This window comes from Pseudarthrobacter sp. HLT1-3, assembly GCF_059383535.1.
Window position 1 is genome coordinate 19,307 of sequence record NZ_JBWZCJ010000027.1, and the last position, 17,223, is coordinate 36,529.

General features: G+C 64.0%; 15 protein-coding genes. 7 read left to right on the forward strand and 8 right to left on the reverse strand.

Translation table 11 applies throughout. The annotated features are described in order from the left end of the window. Positions 1–703: 703 nt before the first annotated feature. Entirely contained in the window at positions 704–1,642 is a 939-nt protein-coding gene (locus AC50X9_RS18745; RefSeq protein ID WP_494896065.1) for a metallophosphoesterase, read from the reverse strand. 294 nt (positions 1,643–1,936) lie between these two features. Here AC50X9_RS18745 and AC50X9_RS18750 point away from each other — a divergent pair, with 294 nt between their 5' ends. Next, a complete protein-coding gene (locus tag AC50X9_RS18750) occupies positions 1,937–3,472 on the forward strand; it encodes an alkaline phosphatase D family protein (protein WP_494896067.1) in 1,536 nt (511 codons plus the stop codon). A gap of 589 nt (positions 3,473–4,061) precedes the next feature. Here the strand turns inward: AC50X9_RS18750 and AC50X9_RS18755 are convergent. Beyond that, complete coding sequence (locus tag AC50X9_RS18755) at positions 4,062–4,367, reverse strand: hypothetical protein (RefSeq protein WP_494896069.1); 306 nt, start codon at positions 4,365–4,367, stop codon at positions 4,062–4,064. A gap of 22 nt (positions 4,368–4,389) precedes the next feature. Continuing rightward, a complete protein-coding gene (locus tag AC50X9_RS18760) occupies positions 4,390–5,265 on the reverse strand; it encodes a PhzF family phenazine biosynthesis protein (RefSeq protein WP_494896071.1) in 876 nt (291 codons plus the stop codon). A 95-nt stretch (positions 5,266–5,360) separates the two neighbouring features. Between AC50X9_RS18760 and AC50X9_RS18765 the strand changes: the two genes are divergently transcribed. The 4 genes from AC50X9_RS18765 to AC50X9_RS18780 all read left to right on the forward strand — a co-directional run bounded on the left by AC50X9_RS18765 (position 5,361) and on the right by AC50X9_RS18780 (position 9,909). Beyond that, entirely contained in the window at positions 5,361–6,983 is a 1,623-nt protein-coding gene (locus tag AC50X9_RS18765) for a helix-turn-helix transcriptional regulator (protein WP_494896073.1), read from the forward strand. 171 nt (positions 6,984–7,154) lie between these two features. Continuing rightward, positions 7,155–8,243 carry a class I SAM-dependent methyltransferase gene (locus tag AC50X9_RS18770; RefSeq protein WP_494896075.1) on the forward strand — a complete coding sequence of 363 codons (1,089 nt, stop codon included), beginning with the start codon at positions 7,155–7,157 and terminating at the stop codon, positions 8,241–8,243. 135 nt (positions 8,244–8,378) lie between these two features. Continuing rightward, positions 8,379–8,852 carry a VOC family protein gene (locus tag AC50X9_RS18775; protein WP_494896077.1) on the forward strand — a complete coding sequence of 158 codons (474 nt, stop codon included), beginning with the start codon at positions 8,379–8,381 and terminating at the stop codon, positions 8,850–8,852. A 124-nt stretch (positions 8,853–8,976) separates the two neighbouring features. Then, positions 8,977–9,909: a carbon-nitrogen hydrolase family protein gene (locus tag AC50X9_RS18780; RefSeq protein ID WP_494896079.1), complete on the forward strand. Its 933-nt coding sequence runs from the start codon at positions 8,977–8,979 to the stop codon at positions 9,907–9,909. Positions 9,910–10,699: 790 nt separating this feature from the next. On the opposite strand, the gene AC50X9_RS18785 is transcribed toward AC50X9_RS18780, so the two are convergent. The 4 genes from AC50X9_RS18785 to AC50X9_RS18800 form a co-directional block, all read right to left on the reverse strand. Then, positions 10,700–11,107, reverse strand: a complete 408-nt coding sequence (locus AC50X9_RS18785; RefSeq protein ID WP_494896093.1) for a nuclear transport factor 2 family protein — start codon at positions 11,105–11,107, stop codon at positions 10,700–10,702. 469 nt (positions 11,108–11,576) lie between these two features. Further along, positions 11,577–12,464 carry a C2 family cysteine protease gene (locus tag AC50X9_RS18790; protein WP_494896081.1) on the reverse strand — a complete coding sequence of 296 codons (888 nt, stop codon included), beginning with the start codon at positions 12,462–12,464 and terminating at the stop codon, positions 11,577–11,579. A gap of 217 nt (positions 12,465–12,681) precedes the next feature. Then, positions 12,682–13,422 carry an SDR family NAD(P)-dependent oxidoreductase gene (locus AC50X9_RS18795; RefSeq protein WP_494896083.1) on the reverse strand — a complete coding sequence of 247 codons (741 nt, stop codon included), beginning with the start codon at positions 13,420–13,422 and terminating at the stop codon, positions 12,682–12,684. A 238-nt stretch (positions 13,423–13,660) separates the two neighbouring features. After that, complete coding sequence (locus tag AC50X9_RS18800; protein ID WP_494896085.1) at positions 13,661–13,801, reverse strand: hypothetical protein; 141 nt, start codon at positions 13,799–13,801, stop codon at positions 13,661–13,663. Between the two features lie 104 nt (positions 13,802–13,905). Here AC50X9_RS18800 and AC50X9_RS18805 point away from each other — a divergent pair, with 104 nt between their 5' ends. Together AC50X9_RS18805 and AC50X9_RS18810 are read left to right on the forward strand one after the other, a co-directional pair. Next, entirely contained in the window at positions 13,906–14,787 is an 882-nt protein-coding gene (locus AC50X9_RS18805; RefSeq protein WP_494896087.1) for a hypothetical protein, read from the forward strand. Between the two features lie 82 nt (positions 14,788–14,869). After that, positions 14,870–15,307, forward strand: a complete 438-nt coding sequence (locus tag AC50X9_RS18810; protein ID WP_494896089.1) for a hypothetical protein — start codon at positions 14,870–14,872, stop codon at positions 15,305–15,307. A 2-nt stretch (positions 15,308–15,309) separates the two neighbouring features. Here AC50X9_RS18810 and AC50X9_RS18815 read toward each other — a convergent pair whose 3' ends face one another. Next, entirely contained in the window at positions 15,310–16,917 is a 1,608-nt protein-coding gene (locus AC50X9_RS18815) for a flavin-containing monooxygenase (RefSeq protein WP_494896091.1), read from the reverse strand. Positions 16,918–17,223: the final 306 nt, after the last annotated feature.

The following is a 17,223-nucleotide window of genomic DNA, read 5'->3' on the forward strand; positions in this document are numbered from 1 at the left end:
CTTCCCATTGGCGGCGTGGTCCCGGCCACCATAGCCGGGTCACATGACCGCAAGCTGAACGCCCGGGGCACTGGGTGCGTTTCCGGTTTCGCCATGAGCCGCACACATGAGGTGGGAAGCAGGCGTTCTGCTCCGAAACCTGGAAGGACCATCATGACCACCCTGAAAACACCGTCACGGCAACACCGCCCCCACCGAGCAGGCAGGACCGCGCGTCCGCATGGTCGGCGCCGGCGACGCCGGCATCCGTGACAACCGGCACCACAAAGTCGGCAAGACGACCCGGTAACCACCCGCAACGCCCCAGCTGCGGGCTGTCCTCCGCCACGAATACAGCGAGACGCCTCTTGCCCTGGCGAGAAATCGGGTCGAGTCGTGCACCACGTTGAGCGCCCAGCCGATAGCCTGCAGATGACAACGCGCGGCAGCAACGGAGGCTGGCGGATCAGGGAGTGGTCTAGGGGCTGCAAAAAGGCCTCTACGAATACACGGCGCCTGGACATAATCGCAGCCGGGCCTTGGCGACCGTGGAGCTCATCGTGCTGGCATGGGGTCGGCGCCGGTGGCCGCGCGGCTTGGGCAGCGTCCTTGTCATGGCGTGCCTAGGAGCGCTGGGAAAAGCCCGGGGAAGCCAGCGGGGCCGGATCATCTGGCCCGTCCCCGCTGCCACTCGAATGTCTGCTTTTTGCGAAGGAGTCGTGGCTTACTTGGAAGCGAACTTCAGTTGGCGGTCGGGCTCACGGCCGTAACCGTCGATAACAAGACGGTCTTCGTGGACTTTGACCACTGAGTAGGCGTTGGAGCCCTGTTCCACCATGCCTTCAAGGTTCACGTAGTGGATGCCGTTACGCAGTTCGTAATTGCCCACGTGGTTGTGACCGTTGAGGTAGGCAACAACGCCATGGTGCTTCTCCATGGTGGCGATGATGGCCGAGTCGTTCCAGGCATTGTGTTCGTTCAAGGGAGCAACCGGCATGTGGCCCAGAACAACGGTCTTTTCGCCCTTCGCTTCTGCGTCAGTGAGGACGCTCTCGAACCAGCGCATCTGCTCCTCGCCGACTCCGCCGTTCCAGGACTGGGCATTGCTGTCACCCTCCCATTTCTTTGAGGCCAGGATGGTCTCCGCCAGTACGTGTTTGGGGGACTCAGGAGCGTTCGCGTAAGTGCTGATGTCGTTGGTGTCGAGGGCAACGAATCGGAAGCCGTCCCGGCTGAAGTCGTAGTAGCGGTTTGGCATCCCCAGAATAGTCTCTACCTCGTCCGTGGACACGGGGAAGTCGTGGTTGCCCAGCAAGTGGTGCCGTGGACCTTGGATCTGCTCCCAGACAGGAAGGATCTTGTCGAAGCTCTCCTTGTTTTTGTCGATGAGGTCACCGGTCTGGATGGTGAAGGCCACGCCTTCATTGTTGAATGTCGTGGCCGCCTCGGAAAGCTTTTGCAGCGATCCACGGTAGTCGCGGGTTCCTTTGGTGTCGCAGTCGCAGTACTGGGCGTCGGCGACGACACCGAATTCGAAGAGAGGCTTGCCCTCGCCGGCCGCCGGGGCCGCCGTGGCCGGAGACAGGGACAGCGCGGAAGCTGCCGCGCCAAGAGCCAAAGTGGCTGCCGCAGCGGTCAAAAAGGGTCGTTTGGGGGTGCGCATTCGTGATTCCTTACTGTTCATGGGGGCTGAATCACCAGCCTGAGCGTTGCACCGGCGTCGCCCCGGGCCGACGGTACGGGGAGCAAATGAACCAGGACTGACGCAGCAGTGCCGCACAAAAGAACACCCCGTTACGCAGACGCGGGGCAAGGCATCGTGTGGCAACCCCGTCCTGGAGGGCCCTGCCCAAGACTCCCGCCAAGGTTCGTAGTGCGTTCACTACGGGTTCACAGTCCCCACAGTTCCCACTGGCTGAATGGGCTGGGTATCAGCCCAACCCCCTCAGGAGACAACTTGTCCCGTACCTTTGCCACGTCCCGCCGTCGTTTCCTCGCCCTGTCCGGGGGCGCGGCCGCGACTGCAGCCGTCTACGGCTTCTCTACGGCCCCCGCCTGGGCTGAACCGCAATTTCCGCAGAACCCTTTCACCCTGGGCATCGCGTCGGGTGACCCCACCCCTGACGGCATCGTGTTGTGGACCCGGCTGGCACCCGAGCCCCTGGCAGCAGACGGACTGGGCGGCATGCCCCCGTACAAGGTCCAGGTCAACTGGCAGGTTGCTGCCGACCCGGAATTCCGCACTGTCGTCAAGGCAGGCAGTGAGAGCGCCACCCCCGAACTGGCCCACTCCGTGCACGCCGAGGTCGACGGGCTGCGCCCGTCTGCGGACTACTGGTTCCGTTTCCGCGTCGGCAGTGAGGAAAGCCCGGTCGGGCATACCCGCACAGCGCCGGCGGCCGGATCGGATCCGGGGCGGATCACGTTCGGATTGGCCTCATGCCAATCGTGGGCCGGTGGCCGCTACGCCGCCTACCGCACCATGGCGCAGGAGGACCTCGACCTTGTCGTGCACGTGGGGGACTACACCTATGAGGGCAAAAATCACGAGACGCTGGCCGACTTCCGCAACAACCAGGCCAAGTACAAGAGCTCGCCCGACCTGCAGGCCGCGCACGCGAGGTTCCCTTTCGTCGTGACCTTCGATGACCACGAAATCGAGAACAACTGGGCTGACGGTGTGTCCCAGGCCGACAACGAGGCTTCCAATGACCCGCAGCGTTTCCTCCAGCTGCGCGCCAACGCTTTCCAGGCCTACTACGAGCACCTTCCGCTTCGCCGCCCGCAACGGCCCACAGGCCCGGACATGGTCCTATATCGAGGACTGGACTACGGAAACCTGGCCAGATTCCACGTCCTGGACACGCGCCAGTACCGCTCGGACCAGCTGACCGATAACTTCCCGGGCGGCCCGCAGCACCCCGATGTCTACGACCCCTCACGCACCCTCATGGGTGATGCGCAGGAACAGTGGCTCTTCCAGGGACTTGCATCATCGTCCGCCCGTTGGAACGTCATCGCCCAACAGACAATGATGGCCCAGTACGACTACGACCCGTCCGAGACCCTTTCGGTCAACCACGACCAGTGGGACGGCTACGTCGTCTCGCGCAACCGCCTCACCAACTTCATCAACCAGCAGAACCCGGCTAACCCCGTGATCCTGAGTGGCGACTGGCACTCCGCGTTCGTCAACGATGTCCTGCTCGACCACGCGGACTCGGGCTCGAAGGTGGTCGCCGCAGAGTTCGTCGGAACCTCCATCAGCTCCGGCTGCGGCTGGGCCCAGGCAATCAAGAATGGCCTTCCAGCCAACCCTCACACCCACTACATCAACCCCGACAAGCGAGGCTGGACCCGCTGCACCGTGACCCCGGACGAGTTCCGCAGCGATTACCTCGTGGTGGCGTCGGCCGTAGACACCACTTCGCCGGCCGTCGTCGACGCTTCCTTCGTGGTCCGGAACGGCCAGCCCGGGGCTCAGCGAGCCTGAGCCCGGCAGTGTGGGGGCGGCTGCCGACAACACAGGCCGCCCCCGGATGCCGAATCGCTTAGGAGCCAAACGCCTGCACGGTCCGCGGCCTCTCCCGGGCCATGATTCGCCCCTTGCCCTGCGCACACGACGCAAGGCAGGGGGCGGCGCGTGCCATAGGGCGGTAGCCGGGTTTTGGTCATAGGCGATCCAGAACCGGGCGGTGAGGACGGCTGCCTTGGCCGACAGGAGTCCAGAAGGTTGTGGTGTCGACAGTGATCAGGCCGGTGACGCAGCCTGCGGACACCGAGGTAAAGAGGGCCGGCATGAATGCTTCTGAGGCCGCGTCGGTGCGTGAGATGGGAGCATCAGCAGCGCGGCGCCGACAATGATGACGGCCAAGAACGCCAGAGGGACGGAGCGGACCGGGTGGGAGAGGGCGCGGCGGACTGCGCTATCTTTCCGGCTTCCGGTGGTCCGGCCGTTGCGGAGGATGGCCTGCACGGCCGTGATGCCGATAGTGCCGGTGGCCGGGCAGCAGGGTTTGGATGTCACCCCCGTTCTTTTGGTGCTCACCCGACGTGGATGCCGGGCGGCGGTCCGGGTCGGGTTAGTTTTCGCGGATGATTTCGCGGACCACCGGTGCGGTGTCGCCTTGGCCCAGGAGCAGGTAGCGCATGAGGTGGGCCAGGGGGTTGCCTTCGGACCATTCAAAGTACGCGTGGGGGCGGACACCGGTGGCGTCCCGCAGGGCGAGGAGGATCGCGGCGATGGCGTTCGGCGCAGCGGGGCTTTGGGCCGTCCCCGGGGTGGCCTTTCCGTCGCGCGGGTGGCTCCAACGATCTCCGGCCGGAAATTCTTTGAATCCGTCGATGGAGGCCGTGCAAGTCTGTGGGACGGAATCGCGGCTGACCACCCCGCCGCGGCCCCGAGCCGGATTACCTGTTGTCCGTGGTGACAGGGATCCGGACGGCCGTGCCGCCGACCACTATTCCGCCGGCAGCGGGAATGTCCACGGTGAGTAGGCCCGGCCGGCCGACGTGCCGTCCCTGCTGGATTAGGACCCTCGATGGAGGCTCGACCAAGCCCAGGATGCGCAGGTAGGCGCCGACCGCAGCCGCGGCGGCCCCTGTTGCCGGGTCCTCCGTGATGGCGCCCACCGGGAACAGATTCCGGGCCTCGAATTCACCCTCTGCAACACGGTGCAGGATTGTCACCGTTGCGGCCCAGCCCTGAACGTCCATGAGGCGGCGCACCGCCTCCGGATCGAAGCTAAAGGAATCGAAAAGGGTACGGTCGGCGAAGACCAGCACCGGATGCCAGTTTCCCGAATACGCGATCCGCGGCGGATAGGCCGGATCGAGATCGCCCTGCCCGACGCCGAGCAATCCGAGGAGTTCAGCCAGGACGGCGTCGTCGAATTCGGCCAGCCGCGGCTCAACGGCGGTAAACGATGCGGTGATGTCGGCTCCTTCGCCTGCTGTCTCGATGACGACCAGGCCGACAGGGGTGTCGAAGGTGAATGATCCAGCCCCGTCGCGAACGCTCAGCGCAACGGCCAACGCAATCGTCGCATGGCCACAGAATGGCACCTCGGCGATCGGCGAGAAGTACCGAACCCGGCTCCGACGCGGGTCGCCGTCGACGCCCTTGTCCGTCACAAAGGCCGATTCGGCATACCCGACGGCGGCCGCCACCGCCAGCATCCCGGCTTCATCCAGATGGCGGGCATCCAGGACCAGCCCGGCAGGATTGCCGCCGTCCGGCGTCGTGGAAAAGGCCGCATAACGCAGGACCTCGGGGGAGTTTTCCATGCCCCGATCCTCCCATGCCCAGCCACCGCCTCAGCGGCCCGAGAGCGGCTCGACGGTCTGCCATCCGCGGCGCTACCGTTGAAGTGGTGTCTGGGATGGACGAGCGTGACGGGTTGCTGGCGACAGCGCGGACGGCGTACGCCCGCGGCGACTGGCATGCCGCCTACCGGCAGCTCAGCCAGGCCCGGGATTTATCGGAACTGAAGACGGAGGACTTGAGTCTTCTGGCCAGGGCCGCGTGGTGGCTCGGACACGTCAAGGAATCGTTTGAGATTTCCGAGGACGTCTACCACCGCTTCCAGGACGACGGCGATGCATCAGATGCGGCGATGAAGGCCCTGCACCTGGGGCTGCTGTGGTTTATCCGCGGGGATGTCGTCATCGCTTCCGGCTGGGTGAACCGTGCCCGGGGGCTGCTGCAGGGTCTTCCGAAAGGTCCGGAGCACGGCTATCTGCTTTACCTGGAGGCCTGCCTCGCGCTGAGCCTCGCGGACCCGGGTCCGGCGAGGGAGACCGCGGCCAAGTTGCAGGAGTTGGGCCGGAGCCTGCGCGTCCCAGCACTCACATCCTTCGGTCTGGTGCTTGCCGGCCTGGCGGACCTGCGCAGCGGCAGCACCGTCTCCGGCTTTGCCCAGCTGGACGAGGCGATGCTTCCGGTACTCGCCGGCCGGCTGCCGCCGGAATGGGCCGGGGAAATCTACTGTACGGTGATCCACGCGTGCCACGAACTGGCCGATCTGCACCGGATGCGCGCCTGGACGTACGCTACCGAGCAGTGGGGCGAGCAGTTCGTGGGAGACGTGGTGTACGCCGGCATCTGCCGCATCCACCGGCTGCAGCTGCAGAGCATCGAAGGTGGCTGGGACGCGGCGGAATCTGCGGTCGAGCAGGGTGCGGCGGAACTCGTGGGCCGGAACAACTGGGTGGCGGGGGAGGCCTACTACCAGCTGGGCGAACTACGCCGGCTTCGCGGGGACAGCAGCGGCGCTGAGGAAGCTTACGCCCGGGCGTGGCAGTTGGGGACTGAACCGCAGCCGGGCGAGGCGCTGCTCCAGCACGCCGCCGGGAAGACCGAGGCGGCGTGGGCCGGTCTGTGCGCCGCCTTGGCCGGGCGGGACCGGCTGGCATGCGCTCGGCTGCTGTTGTCCGGCGTCGAAATTGCGCTGTCTCTCGGGCACTCTGATGAGGCCGAACGGCTCTGCGCCCGGCTGGAGGAAACCGCAGCCGTGTTCGCCACCGCTGGCTTCCGCGCCTGGGCCGGGCACGCCCGAGCCGCCATGCTGATCGCACAGTCGCAGCACGCCGAGGCGTTGCCCGTGCTGCAGGCCGTCGTCCACGAGTACCGGAGCCTGCACGCCCGGTACGACACCGCCAGAGTCTACGAACTGCTCGCCCAGGCGCACCGCGGGCTGGGGCAGTCCAGCGTCGCCGCAGCGGATTCCGCGACCGCGCTGGCGATCTATCGCGAACTCGGTGCCCTGCCGGATGTCCGGCGGCTCGACGGCGGCCGACTTCCCGGCGGGCTGACCGAGCGCGAGGCGGACGTGCTGGCGTTCACCGCCGCGGGAGCAACTAACAAGCAAATGGCCGAGGAATTGTTCATCAGCCAGAAGACGGTCGGCAGGCACCTGGCGAACATCTATGCCAAGATCGGCGTCTCCTCGCGCACCGCCGCCGCAGCCTGGGCCCACGAGCACGGCCTGCAGCCGCGCCGCTAGTTCCCGCGGCCTTCCGGCCGCCACCGGGCAGCACACCGGACCGGCGTCTGCATGATTCGCCCCATGGGACCGCGCACGAACGCATCATTCGCCCGATGCCGGCGGTAGTTGGCAATTCCTACGCTGGAAGCAATCAGGCACAGACGCCTGTAGCAAAGGAAGGAACACCAAATGACCATCGAGCTAGAAGCATCACTGGCGGAGTTCGACGCCGAAGCCTCCAAGGCTTTCGCCGGGCGCTTCGTCGGCATCCTGAACGATGCCGCGGTCGCTCTGCTGACCAGTGTCGGGCACCAGACCGGTCTGTTCGAGGCGCTGGCCGGCCTGCCTGCCGCCACCAGCGAGCAGGTGGCCGACGCCAGCGACCTCAACGAGCGCTACGTCCGTGAATGGCTGGGCGGAATGACCGCGGCGCGTGTGGTCCACTACGACCCGGCGGCCGGGACGTACTGGTTGCCCCGCGAGCATGCCGCCGTCCTGACCAGCGCCGCGGGCCCGGACAACATGGCCATTCTGATGCAGCACATCTCCATGATGGGCGAAGTTGAACAGAAGATCATCGAGCGTTTCCGGCACGGCAGCGGTCTGTCCTACGAGGACTACCCCCACTTCCACCGGAATATGGCCCAGACCAGCGCGGCCGTGCACGACGCGGCACTGCTGGACGTGATCCTGCCGCTGGTGCCCGGTCTGCCTGAACGGCTGACGGCCGGGATCGACGTCGCCGACGTTGGCTGCGGCAGCGGCCACGCAATCAACCTCATGGCCCAGGCGTTCCCCGCCAGCAGGTTCACCGGCTACGACTTCTCCGAGGGAGCGATCCGTGCCGCCCGCGCCGAGGCGGAACGGATGGGACTGGCGAACGCCAGCTTCGAGGTCGCTGACGTGGCAGGCCTGGACGTCGAGGCCCGCTTCGACGCCGTGACGGCTTTCGACGCCATCCACGACCAGGCGCATCCGGCGGCGGTGCTGCGCAACATCCACCGGGCGCTGCGGCCGGACGGGATCTTCCTGATGGTGGACATCAAGGCATCCAGCAACGTGGAGGAGAACATTGAGCTCCCCTGGGGCAGCTACCTGTACGCGATCTCAACCTTCCACTGCATGAGCGTTTCGCTCGGACTCGACGGCGACGGGCTGGGCACCGTCTGGGGCGAACAGCACGCACAGTCGATGCTCGCGGACGCCGGCTTCGCGAACGTGGAGTCCAGCGACGTCGAGTCGGATCCTTTCAACGCCTACTTCGTCGCGAGAAAGTAGCAGGCTGCCGCCAAAACGCATATGCGGGGAGTCCAGCCCATGCCGTGAACTGTTCCCCGGAAGTTGGGCTGAGAATTCAGATCTGACTTTCGGGGGAGCAGCTGCGGGGTTGCGCAAGGTACTAGCATCGAAGTTATGACACAGGCTCCCCACGGCGCCCGGTTCGGCCACGTCAATGTGATTGCCACCGATTGGCGACGACTCGCCGACTTCTATGGGCGTGTCTTCGGCTGCGAGCTCGTCCCGCCCGAGCGCGATTACGGCGGTTCCGATCTGGAGCTGGGCACGGCCGTGCCCGGGGCGACCCTGCGCGGCGTCCACATGCGACTGCCCGGCCACGGTGATACCGGGCCGACGCTTGAGATCTACACGTACGGCGAGAACGTGGCGGGCGGTAAGCCGGCTGCCAATCGCACCGGCTGGGGCCACATCGCCTTCGAGGTGGACGACGTCAGCGCTGCCCGGGAAGCCGTCCGCGAAAACGGCGGGGTGGACATCGGCGAGATCGTGACGCTCCATACGGCCGACGGACGGCGGGTCACGTGGTGCTACGTGAGTGATCCGGAGGGTAACCTCCTCGAGCTGCAAAGCTGGTCCAACCCCAGCTAGCCTGCGAGCATCCTTCGGATGCGTGCCAGCAGCCTGGAGGTAATCGAGGGCCCCTAGCCGGCTTGCTGGCCAACGGACCGCTGCAGTGTTGACGAGGCGCTGTATTGCATGCCAACGTTTCGTTATGTCCGCAAGAACTGTGCGCATCGCTGCAATTCAGGCCACACCGGTAATGCTCGATGCGGAGGCATCGGTGTCAAAGGCGGTTCATCTCCTGGGCGAGGCATCAGGCCAGGGCGTGAAACTCGCGGTTTTCCCTGAAACGTTCATCCCCCTGTACCCGTCAGGGGTGTGGGCCCGCGAAGCGGCCCGGTTCGACGGATTTGATGAGATGTGGACCCGTCTCTGGGCCAACTCTGTCGACGTCCCCGGCCCCCATACCGACCGATTCATCAAGGCATGTGCCGAGTACGATATCTACTGCGTGCTTGGAGTGAACGAACGGGAATCCGCCAGGCCCGGAAGTCTCTACAACACAATGATCTTGCTTGGTCCTGAGGGTTTGCTCTGGAAACATCGCAAGTTGATGCCTACGATGCACGAACGCCTTTTTTACGGCGTCGGCTATGGACAGGACTTGAATGTCATTGAGACTCCATTCGGGAGGGTTAGTGGCCTCATCTGTTGGGAGAACCGCATGCCTCTTGCTCGCTACGAGCTCTATCGTCAAGGCGTGCAGATCTGGACGGCCCCGACGGCCGATGACGCTGACGGCTGGATTTCCACGATGAGTCACATAGCGATCGAATCCGGCGCGTTCGTGGTCTCGGCCCCTCAGTACATTCCTCGCTCTGCGTTTCCCGATGACTTCCCGGTTCAGTTGCCAGACGATGATAAGGCGCTCGGGCGGGGTGGAGCGGCGATCTTCGAGCCACTTCAGGGCCGTGCCATAGCAGGTCCTCTCTATGATCAGGAAGGGATCGTTGCCGCAGACGTCGACCTAGGCCGCTGCATGACCGCCAAGCGATGGTTCGACGTCGTGGGGCACTACAGTCGTGAAGACGTCCTTTACCCACCGGCCCCGGCCAGTCACGCCTCAGAAGGCCCAGCATTTTGACCGCAGACGCGATCTCCCCTTGAGAACTAGCGCCGAAGCCGGCCCCAACAGCTGAACCGGTGAGTTGGTTCCACCTCCTCCTTTGCCACGCCCACTCCGAGTCGCGAAACTGACCGAACCCCATCCCGGAGCTATGAGCCTGCACCGGAGTATCGTCTAGGGCCAGTCTTCACGTCTGAACTGGATCCGTGGTGGCGGTTTCACGGTGTACTCCACCTGGCTGCACCGGCTCGCAGCAGTAGCCTCAGCTGACGGGGCTGCTGTCGGGTCTTCGCTCTCTTCAGGCATTGACATCTCCTCATTCAGATCGCACTCAGGCTTCTAAGGCCGCCAGTATTCTGTACGGTAATGGCGGTCCCGGACTCCAGAGAAGGGCCGGCAGACCCTATGGGATGCTTGCGGCTATTGCTGCCATTTCCCATTCCCGGTTGGCGGCCCGTTAGGACCTGGCTTCAGCCTTCTGTACCCGCTGCCCTGGCCTTCCTAGCGATGAGCAGCGCGGCCAGATCAAGGGCATTCTTGAGTCCTCGCGCTTGTTCCAGACCTCGAACGAATGGGGGCAGGAAGCGCCTATTCGGGGGCACGATGAAAGCCTGGAGCTCCTCGCATCGGTCGCCTTGGTGCCTTCCGCCCTGGTGCGTCGGCAACAGCATCAGGCCAGGTACCCGAGTCCACTGGGCCATGCGGCCATGCCGGCCGTGCGAGTAACAGTTCGCGGTGGGTGAGGTCACGGCGAACATGGTCGGCTTCGCCGGCGGTGGGGGATCCAGGGAGCGACGCGACTGTCGAGCTACGGAGGTGGCGGAGTCGGGTCTGCAGACCGTTCGGCGCGCCAAGGGGCGCGCCACTCCGCAGCTTCCCAGCCATCCATGATGTAGAGCCGCTCGTGCGCAACCCGGTCTCCCCTGAACTCCATCAGGCTGACGGTGAACATCCACGGCGCGCCGTCGTAGCTGATCAGGTTCTCCACGACGACCAGGTCGGCGCGATGAGTGATTCGGCGAGTGTGGAACTTGAGCTTCGCTGGGTACTGTCGTCGCCATTCGCGGAAGTTCTCCACGCCTTCGAACCGTTCGCCAGACTGAGGGAACTCAAGCACCGCGTCGTCGTGGTAGATCTCGTGGGAAACGTCCTCGTCCTTGTTTGAGTACTCCCAGTGACGCCGCAGAGCCTGCAGGAGCTCCGTCTCTTCGAGCATCACTCACCTCCTTCGGCCGGTACTGATTTGAACTTCAGGCTCTTTGCATGACAATGGGCGGGGTCGAACACCTACCGACAACGCTTCTCGGCGTAATCCCTGCCCTCGATGCCCCCGTACTCACCTGGGAGCAGGCGGCCAACCGCACCTCGCGCAGTCGCCGTCTGAAAGACGAGGGAAAACGGCGATTGCCAGCCCGGCCACCGAGTACGGGTCCCGCTCACCGCCGTCGGGCGTTCGCTGCCTCCGTTGCCGGAACTGCCAGCGGGAATCAAGTACACAGGCGCATCGCCGCGACAAAGAGCGAAGGCGACAGTTTCGAGATCACGATTGGCGTTGGGGACAGGCGACATGATGTAACATGCCGCCTCGCTCCATCCCCGGGCGGGAAGCTGGAAGAAGGTCTGCGCAGACACTCTCCCGACAAGGTTGTTCGCGAGACACGAGAATGAGGTCAACATTGCGGTTCTCAGGGATATTGGGGTATCGCGATGTACTGGTTGATGTTGGTGGACTGGAATGTCGTGAACTTCAGGGTGGACTGACCGCCCTGTGGATTTCCGACCACTACGGTTTGGTTGGAGGGATTTACGGCCAGCAGGGCATAGGAATGGTTCGATACCAACTTGCCGTCAGAGTTGGAGGTTCCAAGGGTTACGAGGCCGTTCGTGAAATCCTGCTGCATCTGCGCAAAGCTCACTCCGGTCATAGGGCCTCCTGGGTTACGGTCGACGCCCACTTGGCCGGTAATGGCATAAAGCGCGTTATGTACGTCGCGATCCTGGGCGTTACTGAGGTCGGTGCCGTCGATGCCTTTGTAGCTGTTTCCGTTCGCTGCCGCCCACCCTTTTTCGATAATCGCCGCCCATGAAACGTTTTTGCCGCCGATGTTTTCGATGCCATTTTGGAGGGGCTCGCCGCCGCTATACGGAAGGTCGCCGCTAACGGTCACCTTCACGGGGTTAGGTACCCCGTCGTACTTGCTGTGAAATGAGACGGTGTAAGTGCCGTTGCCATTATCCTGGACCATATTTTGGACGGTATCGGGCGCCCGCGCGGCGACGGTTAGCAGGGCTGCCAGGAAATAGCAGTCTCCGGTGTCGCCCTGCGCGATGTTCGTCAGGTCCCCGGAAATATCCGGCTTACCGGCACTATCAAGCGCAAACAGCACCTGATGGGGTACTTTCCGGAAAGTCGCGCCTCTTACCAAAGGATTATTCACGGCAGGCGCGGTCGTCGTCGGACTCGCGGTTGGGGCTAGAAACGGCGTGACGTCTGGACCTGGTGTGGTTGTACATGAGGATAGCGCGAGCACCAAGACGACCGTCGCTCCGGCCCTCCAGAATATCTTGCCCATGGCTGGATAATACCTGCATCGACAAGCGTCCTGAAGGGTTGACGGAACAACGGCCTGATAGGCCGGTTGTGGCCACTGGCCGCCGATGGTTCGTCCTGCGCCAGGCTCCCGCACCGCGAACGCGCTACGCATCTTCGCTGCTGGACAAGCTCAGCAACTAGGCTGGCTCACCGGAAAACTGTCCGCCGAAGAGCCACCCCCCGATAGGTGGAAGGGCCTAGCCAAGACGTTCATTTTCCTGCTTCATGTAGTAGTCCACGCCGCTGTACCCGCCGTCAGTGACGATGGAGGCACCCGTGATGAACGCTGCTTCCGGGCTTAGAAGAAATGCGACGACCGCGGCTATGTCTCCAGGTGCTCCGTTGCGACCCAGCGGAGTCAGGCTTGCTGCTTCGTATGGTTCGCTGATGATGCCGCTGTCGACCCAGCCTGGCGTTACTGCGTTGACCCGGATTCCTCTGGGCCCAAGAATGTTGGCGAGGCTCCGGGTGACGGAAAGAAGTGCCGCTTTGCTAGCCGAGTAGCCGATGCTTCGGAAGGACCCAATGTGAGCGTCCGTGCTGGCTATGTTCACGATGCTGCCACCGGGGCCCATATGTCGGCCGAGTTCCTGGGCGAGGATCAGGGGTGCCGTCACATTCACTTCCAGGGCTCGATCCCACGCACCCAATGTGAATTCGTCAAAGCCTTCCTTTTCGAGGATCCCGGCGTTGTTCACCAGCGCGTCGAAGGGAAATTCGGTCTGGATCCGGCGCGCGAAATCCAGCGATGCGGATCGGTCCGTCATGTCGAGCTGCCGTACTTCGACACCATGCGTGCGCGTCAGCTCCATCGCTTCGTCGTGACCGGTGTTGAACGTGGCGATCACCTTCCAACCCTTCTCGGCCAGGTGCTCCGCAATCGACCGCCCTATCCCTCGGGCGCCGCCGGTAACCAGAACGACGCGTTCATTTGTCATCGCGACGACTCCATCGTTTTGTCTCGTCTTGACGATCGGTATCTTTCTTCGTCAGGGGCGAGATCCTATCGAAGTCCGGGCGCCCGTGTAAGTGCATACGGGATGGCCGAATCTTTCAACGAGATGAAAGGTCATCGACACTGCAAGGCTGACGTCCCGATGGCGCCTGCTGCGGTCCGCGATTTATCTGGGCCTTCAGATAGGAGATCCCGGCGAGGTCACTCCGGCAATGCCTGTTTCACACCGAGTCGCCCTGGACGGCTTGCAGGTCAGTAGCCAGTGCCACCATCGCCGGGCCGGGCACGCCGGGTTCCGCGGACGGGCCGCCGAACCATTTGTGCCAGACGGCGGCGAACACCTCCGGGGTGACGGTGTCCATGGGCGTCCTTCCAGGAGCAATCGGGACGGCGTGCTTGAACGGGCAGGCGCCCGTCTCTCAGCCCTGTTGCTGTGTACGCTTCGAGGACGACATTGGGGGACTTCATGACGAACTATCTTGACCTGAGCAAAGCCAAGGCCGCCGCCGCTCTCCAGGAGTTTCTCGACGAGCGCGGCCCGGCACTCGAGCGGCTTCGTGAACGCCTCGAGGCCGACGGCCAGGACGCGGCTGCGCTCCTCGACGGCACCCCGGACAGCCTGGTTCCCCTGTGGCGCTGGCTGCTGTCCCACCTCACGGACCTGGACACCCCCGGCGCTACGGATCCCGCCTCCGTGCCGCGGAAGACGTGGCCATCATGGGAACGGTACACATATGAGGAGGAGCGGACCCTGTCCATGGAGTCCCTGATGCTCCTGGACGGGCTGGTGTCCTATGTCGCGGCAGTCGTGCAGGAGCGTGCGCCGCTGGCCCGCTGGGAGATCGCGCGCCATCGCATCGAGCGCTACGCCTACAACAACCACCCCGTCCTGGTCAGCGGCAAGGGCGACGACCATAATTTTCTGCCGGGCCTCCCCACGGTTGACGCACGCGCTGCCCTCCACGGGACCCGGGAGTCGCCGGACGACACGATGGCCGAATATGCGCGGCGGCTCATCGAACGGCTGAACGGGCCCGAGGACACCACCGTCGCGACAATGGAGTCGGAACCGCCGGTCGAGATTGAGGACGTGCGCGACGAACCGGGCGGGTACGACTTCGAGATCGGTCTGAGCGACGAGATCGCCCACGAATGGTCATTCAAGGTTGACCGGCTGGTCCACCGGCTATCCCGTGAGGACGGCATTATTGAGGTCCTCCGGGAGGACCGGGAACTGATTCTGGTGCGGGCACCGTCGTGGAGCGCCGGCGAGCTTGAGATGTGGTTCGCGCCGCGCCTCAGGACCGGGTGGATGTCCAACTTGAGGCGCAGGTTCCTGCCGGAGTAAGGGGCCGGCGGCGGTCCCCGCACCGTGCCCTGGCCCATCACAGAGCCTGTAATTACCCTAACTTTCAGTGAGACGAGGAACAGTGTTCAGTATTTATCAACTCGAGCCCAGGGATCCCCTCCTCGGCCGCCGGTATGTTGCTGACCCTGAAAGAAAGATCAGGCTGCAAAGGGTCGCTGGACTGGCCTACCGCCCCGGCGGTGCCTTCAAGTTGACTGCAGGTGACGCAGTGATTCCTTTTGAAGTCGGCGACGAACGGTTGCTGGATTCGACGACGGGCCAGGAGTACATCCTCCGACGCTTTGACACGTTCGGGGTGAGTCCCACCGCCAAACTCCTCGGGAAAATTGACTCATACGAGTTTCCTGACGAGGAGACAAAAGACAAACTCCTCCTGGCGGCTGCTGAGGCACTGATTATCTTCGGTTGGAACTATGACGGCCCCTCACGAGAAGACGGCTTCATACGAGTAGAGGTCGACGGGCGAACAATGACTCTTCGGGACATTCCACACCCCTGAAATCAGGTGACATCGGAGCGGGATACCGAACGGCGGCGATTCTTGGCGATTGGTCGGAGGTTTAAGGGGTCCAGCGGTGCAGCCGGGGTTCCCTGGCCAAGCCCAACCACCTGCTGCCCGCGCCGGCCGAAACGCACGTGGTCCGTCAGCCTGCCGGCCCTGAGCAGGGCGAAGTCGCGCACATAGTTCTGGTGCAGACGCCAGGGCGAGCCGGTGCCCTGCCTGGGCAGGTGGCCGGCGTCGCGAAGGATGTAGCCGGCCTTCAGGTCAATAAGGGAACTCAGCTCAGCGTTTACGACGTCGGCGGAAGCCTTGGGTGCCACCCACTGGAGGTTCCGGCGGTCGAGATACTTCAGCACCCGGCAGATGTAGCCGGCGACCAGATCCGCTTTCAAGGTCCAGGACGCGTTGGTGTAGCCGACCGTGAGCGAGAAATTGGGGACGCCGTCGAGCATCATGCCTTTGTAGGTCAACGTCCTGCCGACGTCCACCGGCTCGCCGTCGACCGTGAGAGTCATCCCGCCAATTACGAGCAGGTTCAGCCCTGTCGCCGTGACAATCACGTCGGCCGGGATCGATCTGCCCGAGACCAGGTCAATGCCGTCCGGGGTGATCCGCGAGATCGTGTCGGTCACGATATCGGCGGTGCCGGCACTGATGGCCCGGTAAAGGTCGCCATTGGGGATCGCGCAGAGCCGCTGGTCCCAGGGCTGATAGGACGGGGCCAGGTGCGTGTCAACCGCAAAGCCTTCGGGCAGCTTGGCGATGGCTGACTTGCGGAGGATTGCCTTCATTGTTTCCGGCCGGCGCCGGCTGAGCTGGTACGTCAGCATCGAAAAGAGAATGTTCTTGACCCGCACGACGTCGTAAGCCAGTTGCGCCGGGACCTTGCCCCGGAGCCGGTCGGCCAGGTGGTCCCGGGACGGTACGGGAGCGATGTAGGTGGGGGAGCGCTGCAACATGGTGACCCTGGCAGCCGACGTCGCCATCGTCGGCACGAGTGTCACCGCGGTGGCACCGCTGCCGATGATCACCACCTGCTTGCCGTCGTAATCGAGGTCCGCAGGCCAGTGCTGCGGGTGGACGATCGATCCCGCGAAGGTGTCGGCCCCAGCGAGGATCGGGGTGAAGCCTTCGTCGTAACGGTAATAGCCCGAGCAGACGGACAGGAACGAGCAGGTGAACGTGGCCGGCGGCCCGGCGGCCGACGTCGAATCGTCCTGTCGATATTCGCCGTCGGACGTGGGGACGGCCATGACCGTCCACAGCGCCTCTTTGCTGGACCACGCGGCCGAGACGACGCGGTGATTCAGCCGGATCTGCGATGCGAGTTCCTCGGCTGCGACCGTAGCTTCAATGTAGTCGCGAATCGAATCACCGTCGGCGATGGCCTTGGCGCCTGCCCAGGGCCGGAAGGAGTAGCCGAGCGTGTACATGTCGCTATCGGAGCGGATGCCCGGGTATCTGAAGAGATCCCAGGTGCCTCCCACAGCACCGCGGGATTCAAGGATTGTGAAGGTCTTCCCGGGTACTTCGCGTTTCAGCCGGCTTGCCAAACCTACGCCGCTCAGCCCGGCGCCGACAATCAACACATCAACGTGTTCGCTCATGGGGCCACGTTATCTCCCTCGGACGCTGGAAGTACCCACTCCAAGAGCGGCCCGTCATATATACGTAAGTGGGACAGTCCAGGACTTCAGCATGCTGTCTCCAGGCGAAATTGCTGGTCTGCCGTTCGAAGAGTTGGGGTTTCCGGGCCCCCCTGCGAGATGCACTCGTGGGCGCGATCCTTGAGACGGAAGACGAGCACGACCTCTAGGAGCGTGGGGCGGTAGTGGTTTTACGTGATCCACGAGAAGCCCTGCTTGCTGACTGGTAGCGCGTTGTCATCTTGATGGCCGGCTGTCAGCAGCGGT

Excerpts from the sequence above, each read along its gene's own strand:
- AC50X9_RS18745 (WP_494896065.1), bottom strand. The coding sequence starts at position 1,642 with ATGCGCACCCCCAAACGACCCTTTTTGACCGCTGCGGCAGCCACTTTG.
- AC50X9_RS18760 (WP_494896071.1), bottom strand. The coding sequence starts at position 5,265 with ATGGAAAACTCCCCCGAGGTCCTGCGTTATGCGGCCTTTTCCACGACG.
- AC50X9_RS18765 (WP_494896073.1), top strand. The coding sequence starts at position 5,361 with ATGGACGAGCGTGACGGGTTGCTGGCGACAGCGCGGACGGCGTACGCC.
- AC50X9_RS18770 (WP_494896075.1), top strand. The coding sequence starts at position 7,155 with ATGACCATCGAGCTAGAAGCATCACTGGCGGAGTTCGACGCCGAAGCC.
- AC50X9_RS18775 (WP_494896077.1), top strand. The coding sequence starts at position 8,379 with ATGACACAGGCTCCCCACGGCGCCCGGTTCGGCCACGTCAATGTGATT.
- AC50X9_RS18780 (WP_494896079.1), top strand. The coding sequence starts at position 8,977 with ATGTCCGCAAGAACTGTGCGCATCGCTGCAATTCAGGCCACACCGGTA.
- AC50X9_RS18785 (WP_494896093.1), bottom strand. The coding sequence starts at position 11,107 with ATGCTCGAAGAGACGGAGCTCCTGCAGGCTCTGCGGCGTCACTGGGAG.
- AC50X9_RS18790 (WP_494896081.1), bottom strand. The coding sequence starts at position 12,464 with ATGGGCAAGATATTCTGGAGGGCCGGAGCGACGGTCGTCTTGGTGCTC.
- AC50X9_RS18795 (WP_494896083.1), bottom strand. The coding sequence starts at position 13,422 with ATGACAAATGAACGCGTCGTTCTGGTTACCGGCGGCGCCCGAGGGATA.
- AC50X9_RS18800 (WP_494896085.1), bottom strand. The coding sequence starts at position 13,801 with ATGGACACCGTCACCCCGGAGGTGTTCGCCGCCGTCTGGCACAAATGG.
- AC50X9_RS18805 (WP_494896087.1), top strand. The coding sequence starts at position 13,906 with ATGACGAACTATCTTGACCTGAGCAAAGCCAAGGCCGCCGCCGCTCTC.
- AC50X9_RS18815 (WP_494896091.1), bottom strand. The coding sequence starts at position 16,917 with ATGAGCGAACACGTTGATGTGTTGATTGTCGGCGCCGGGCTGAGCGGC.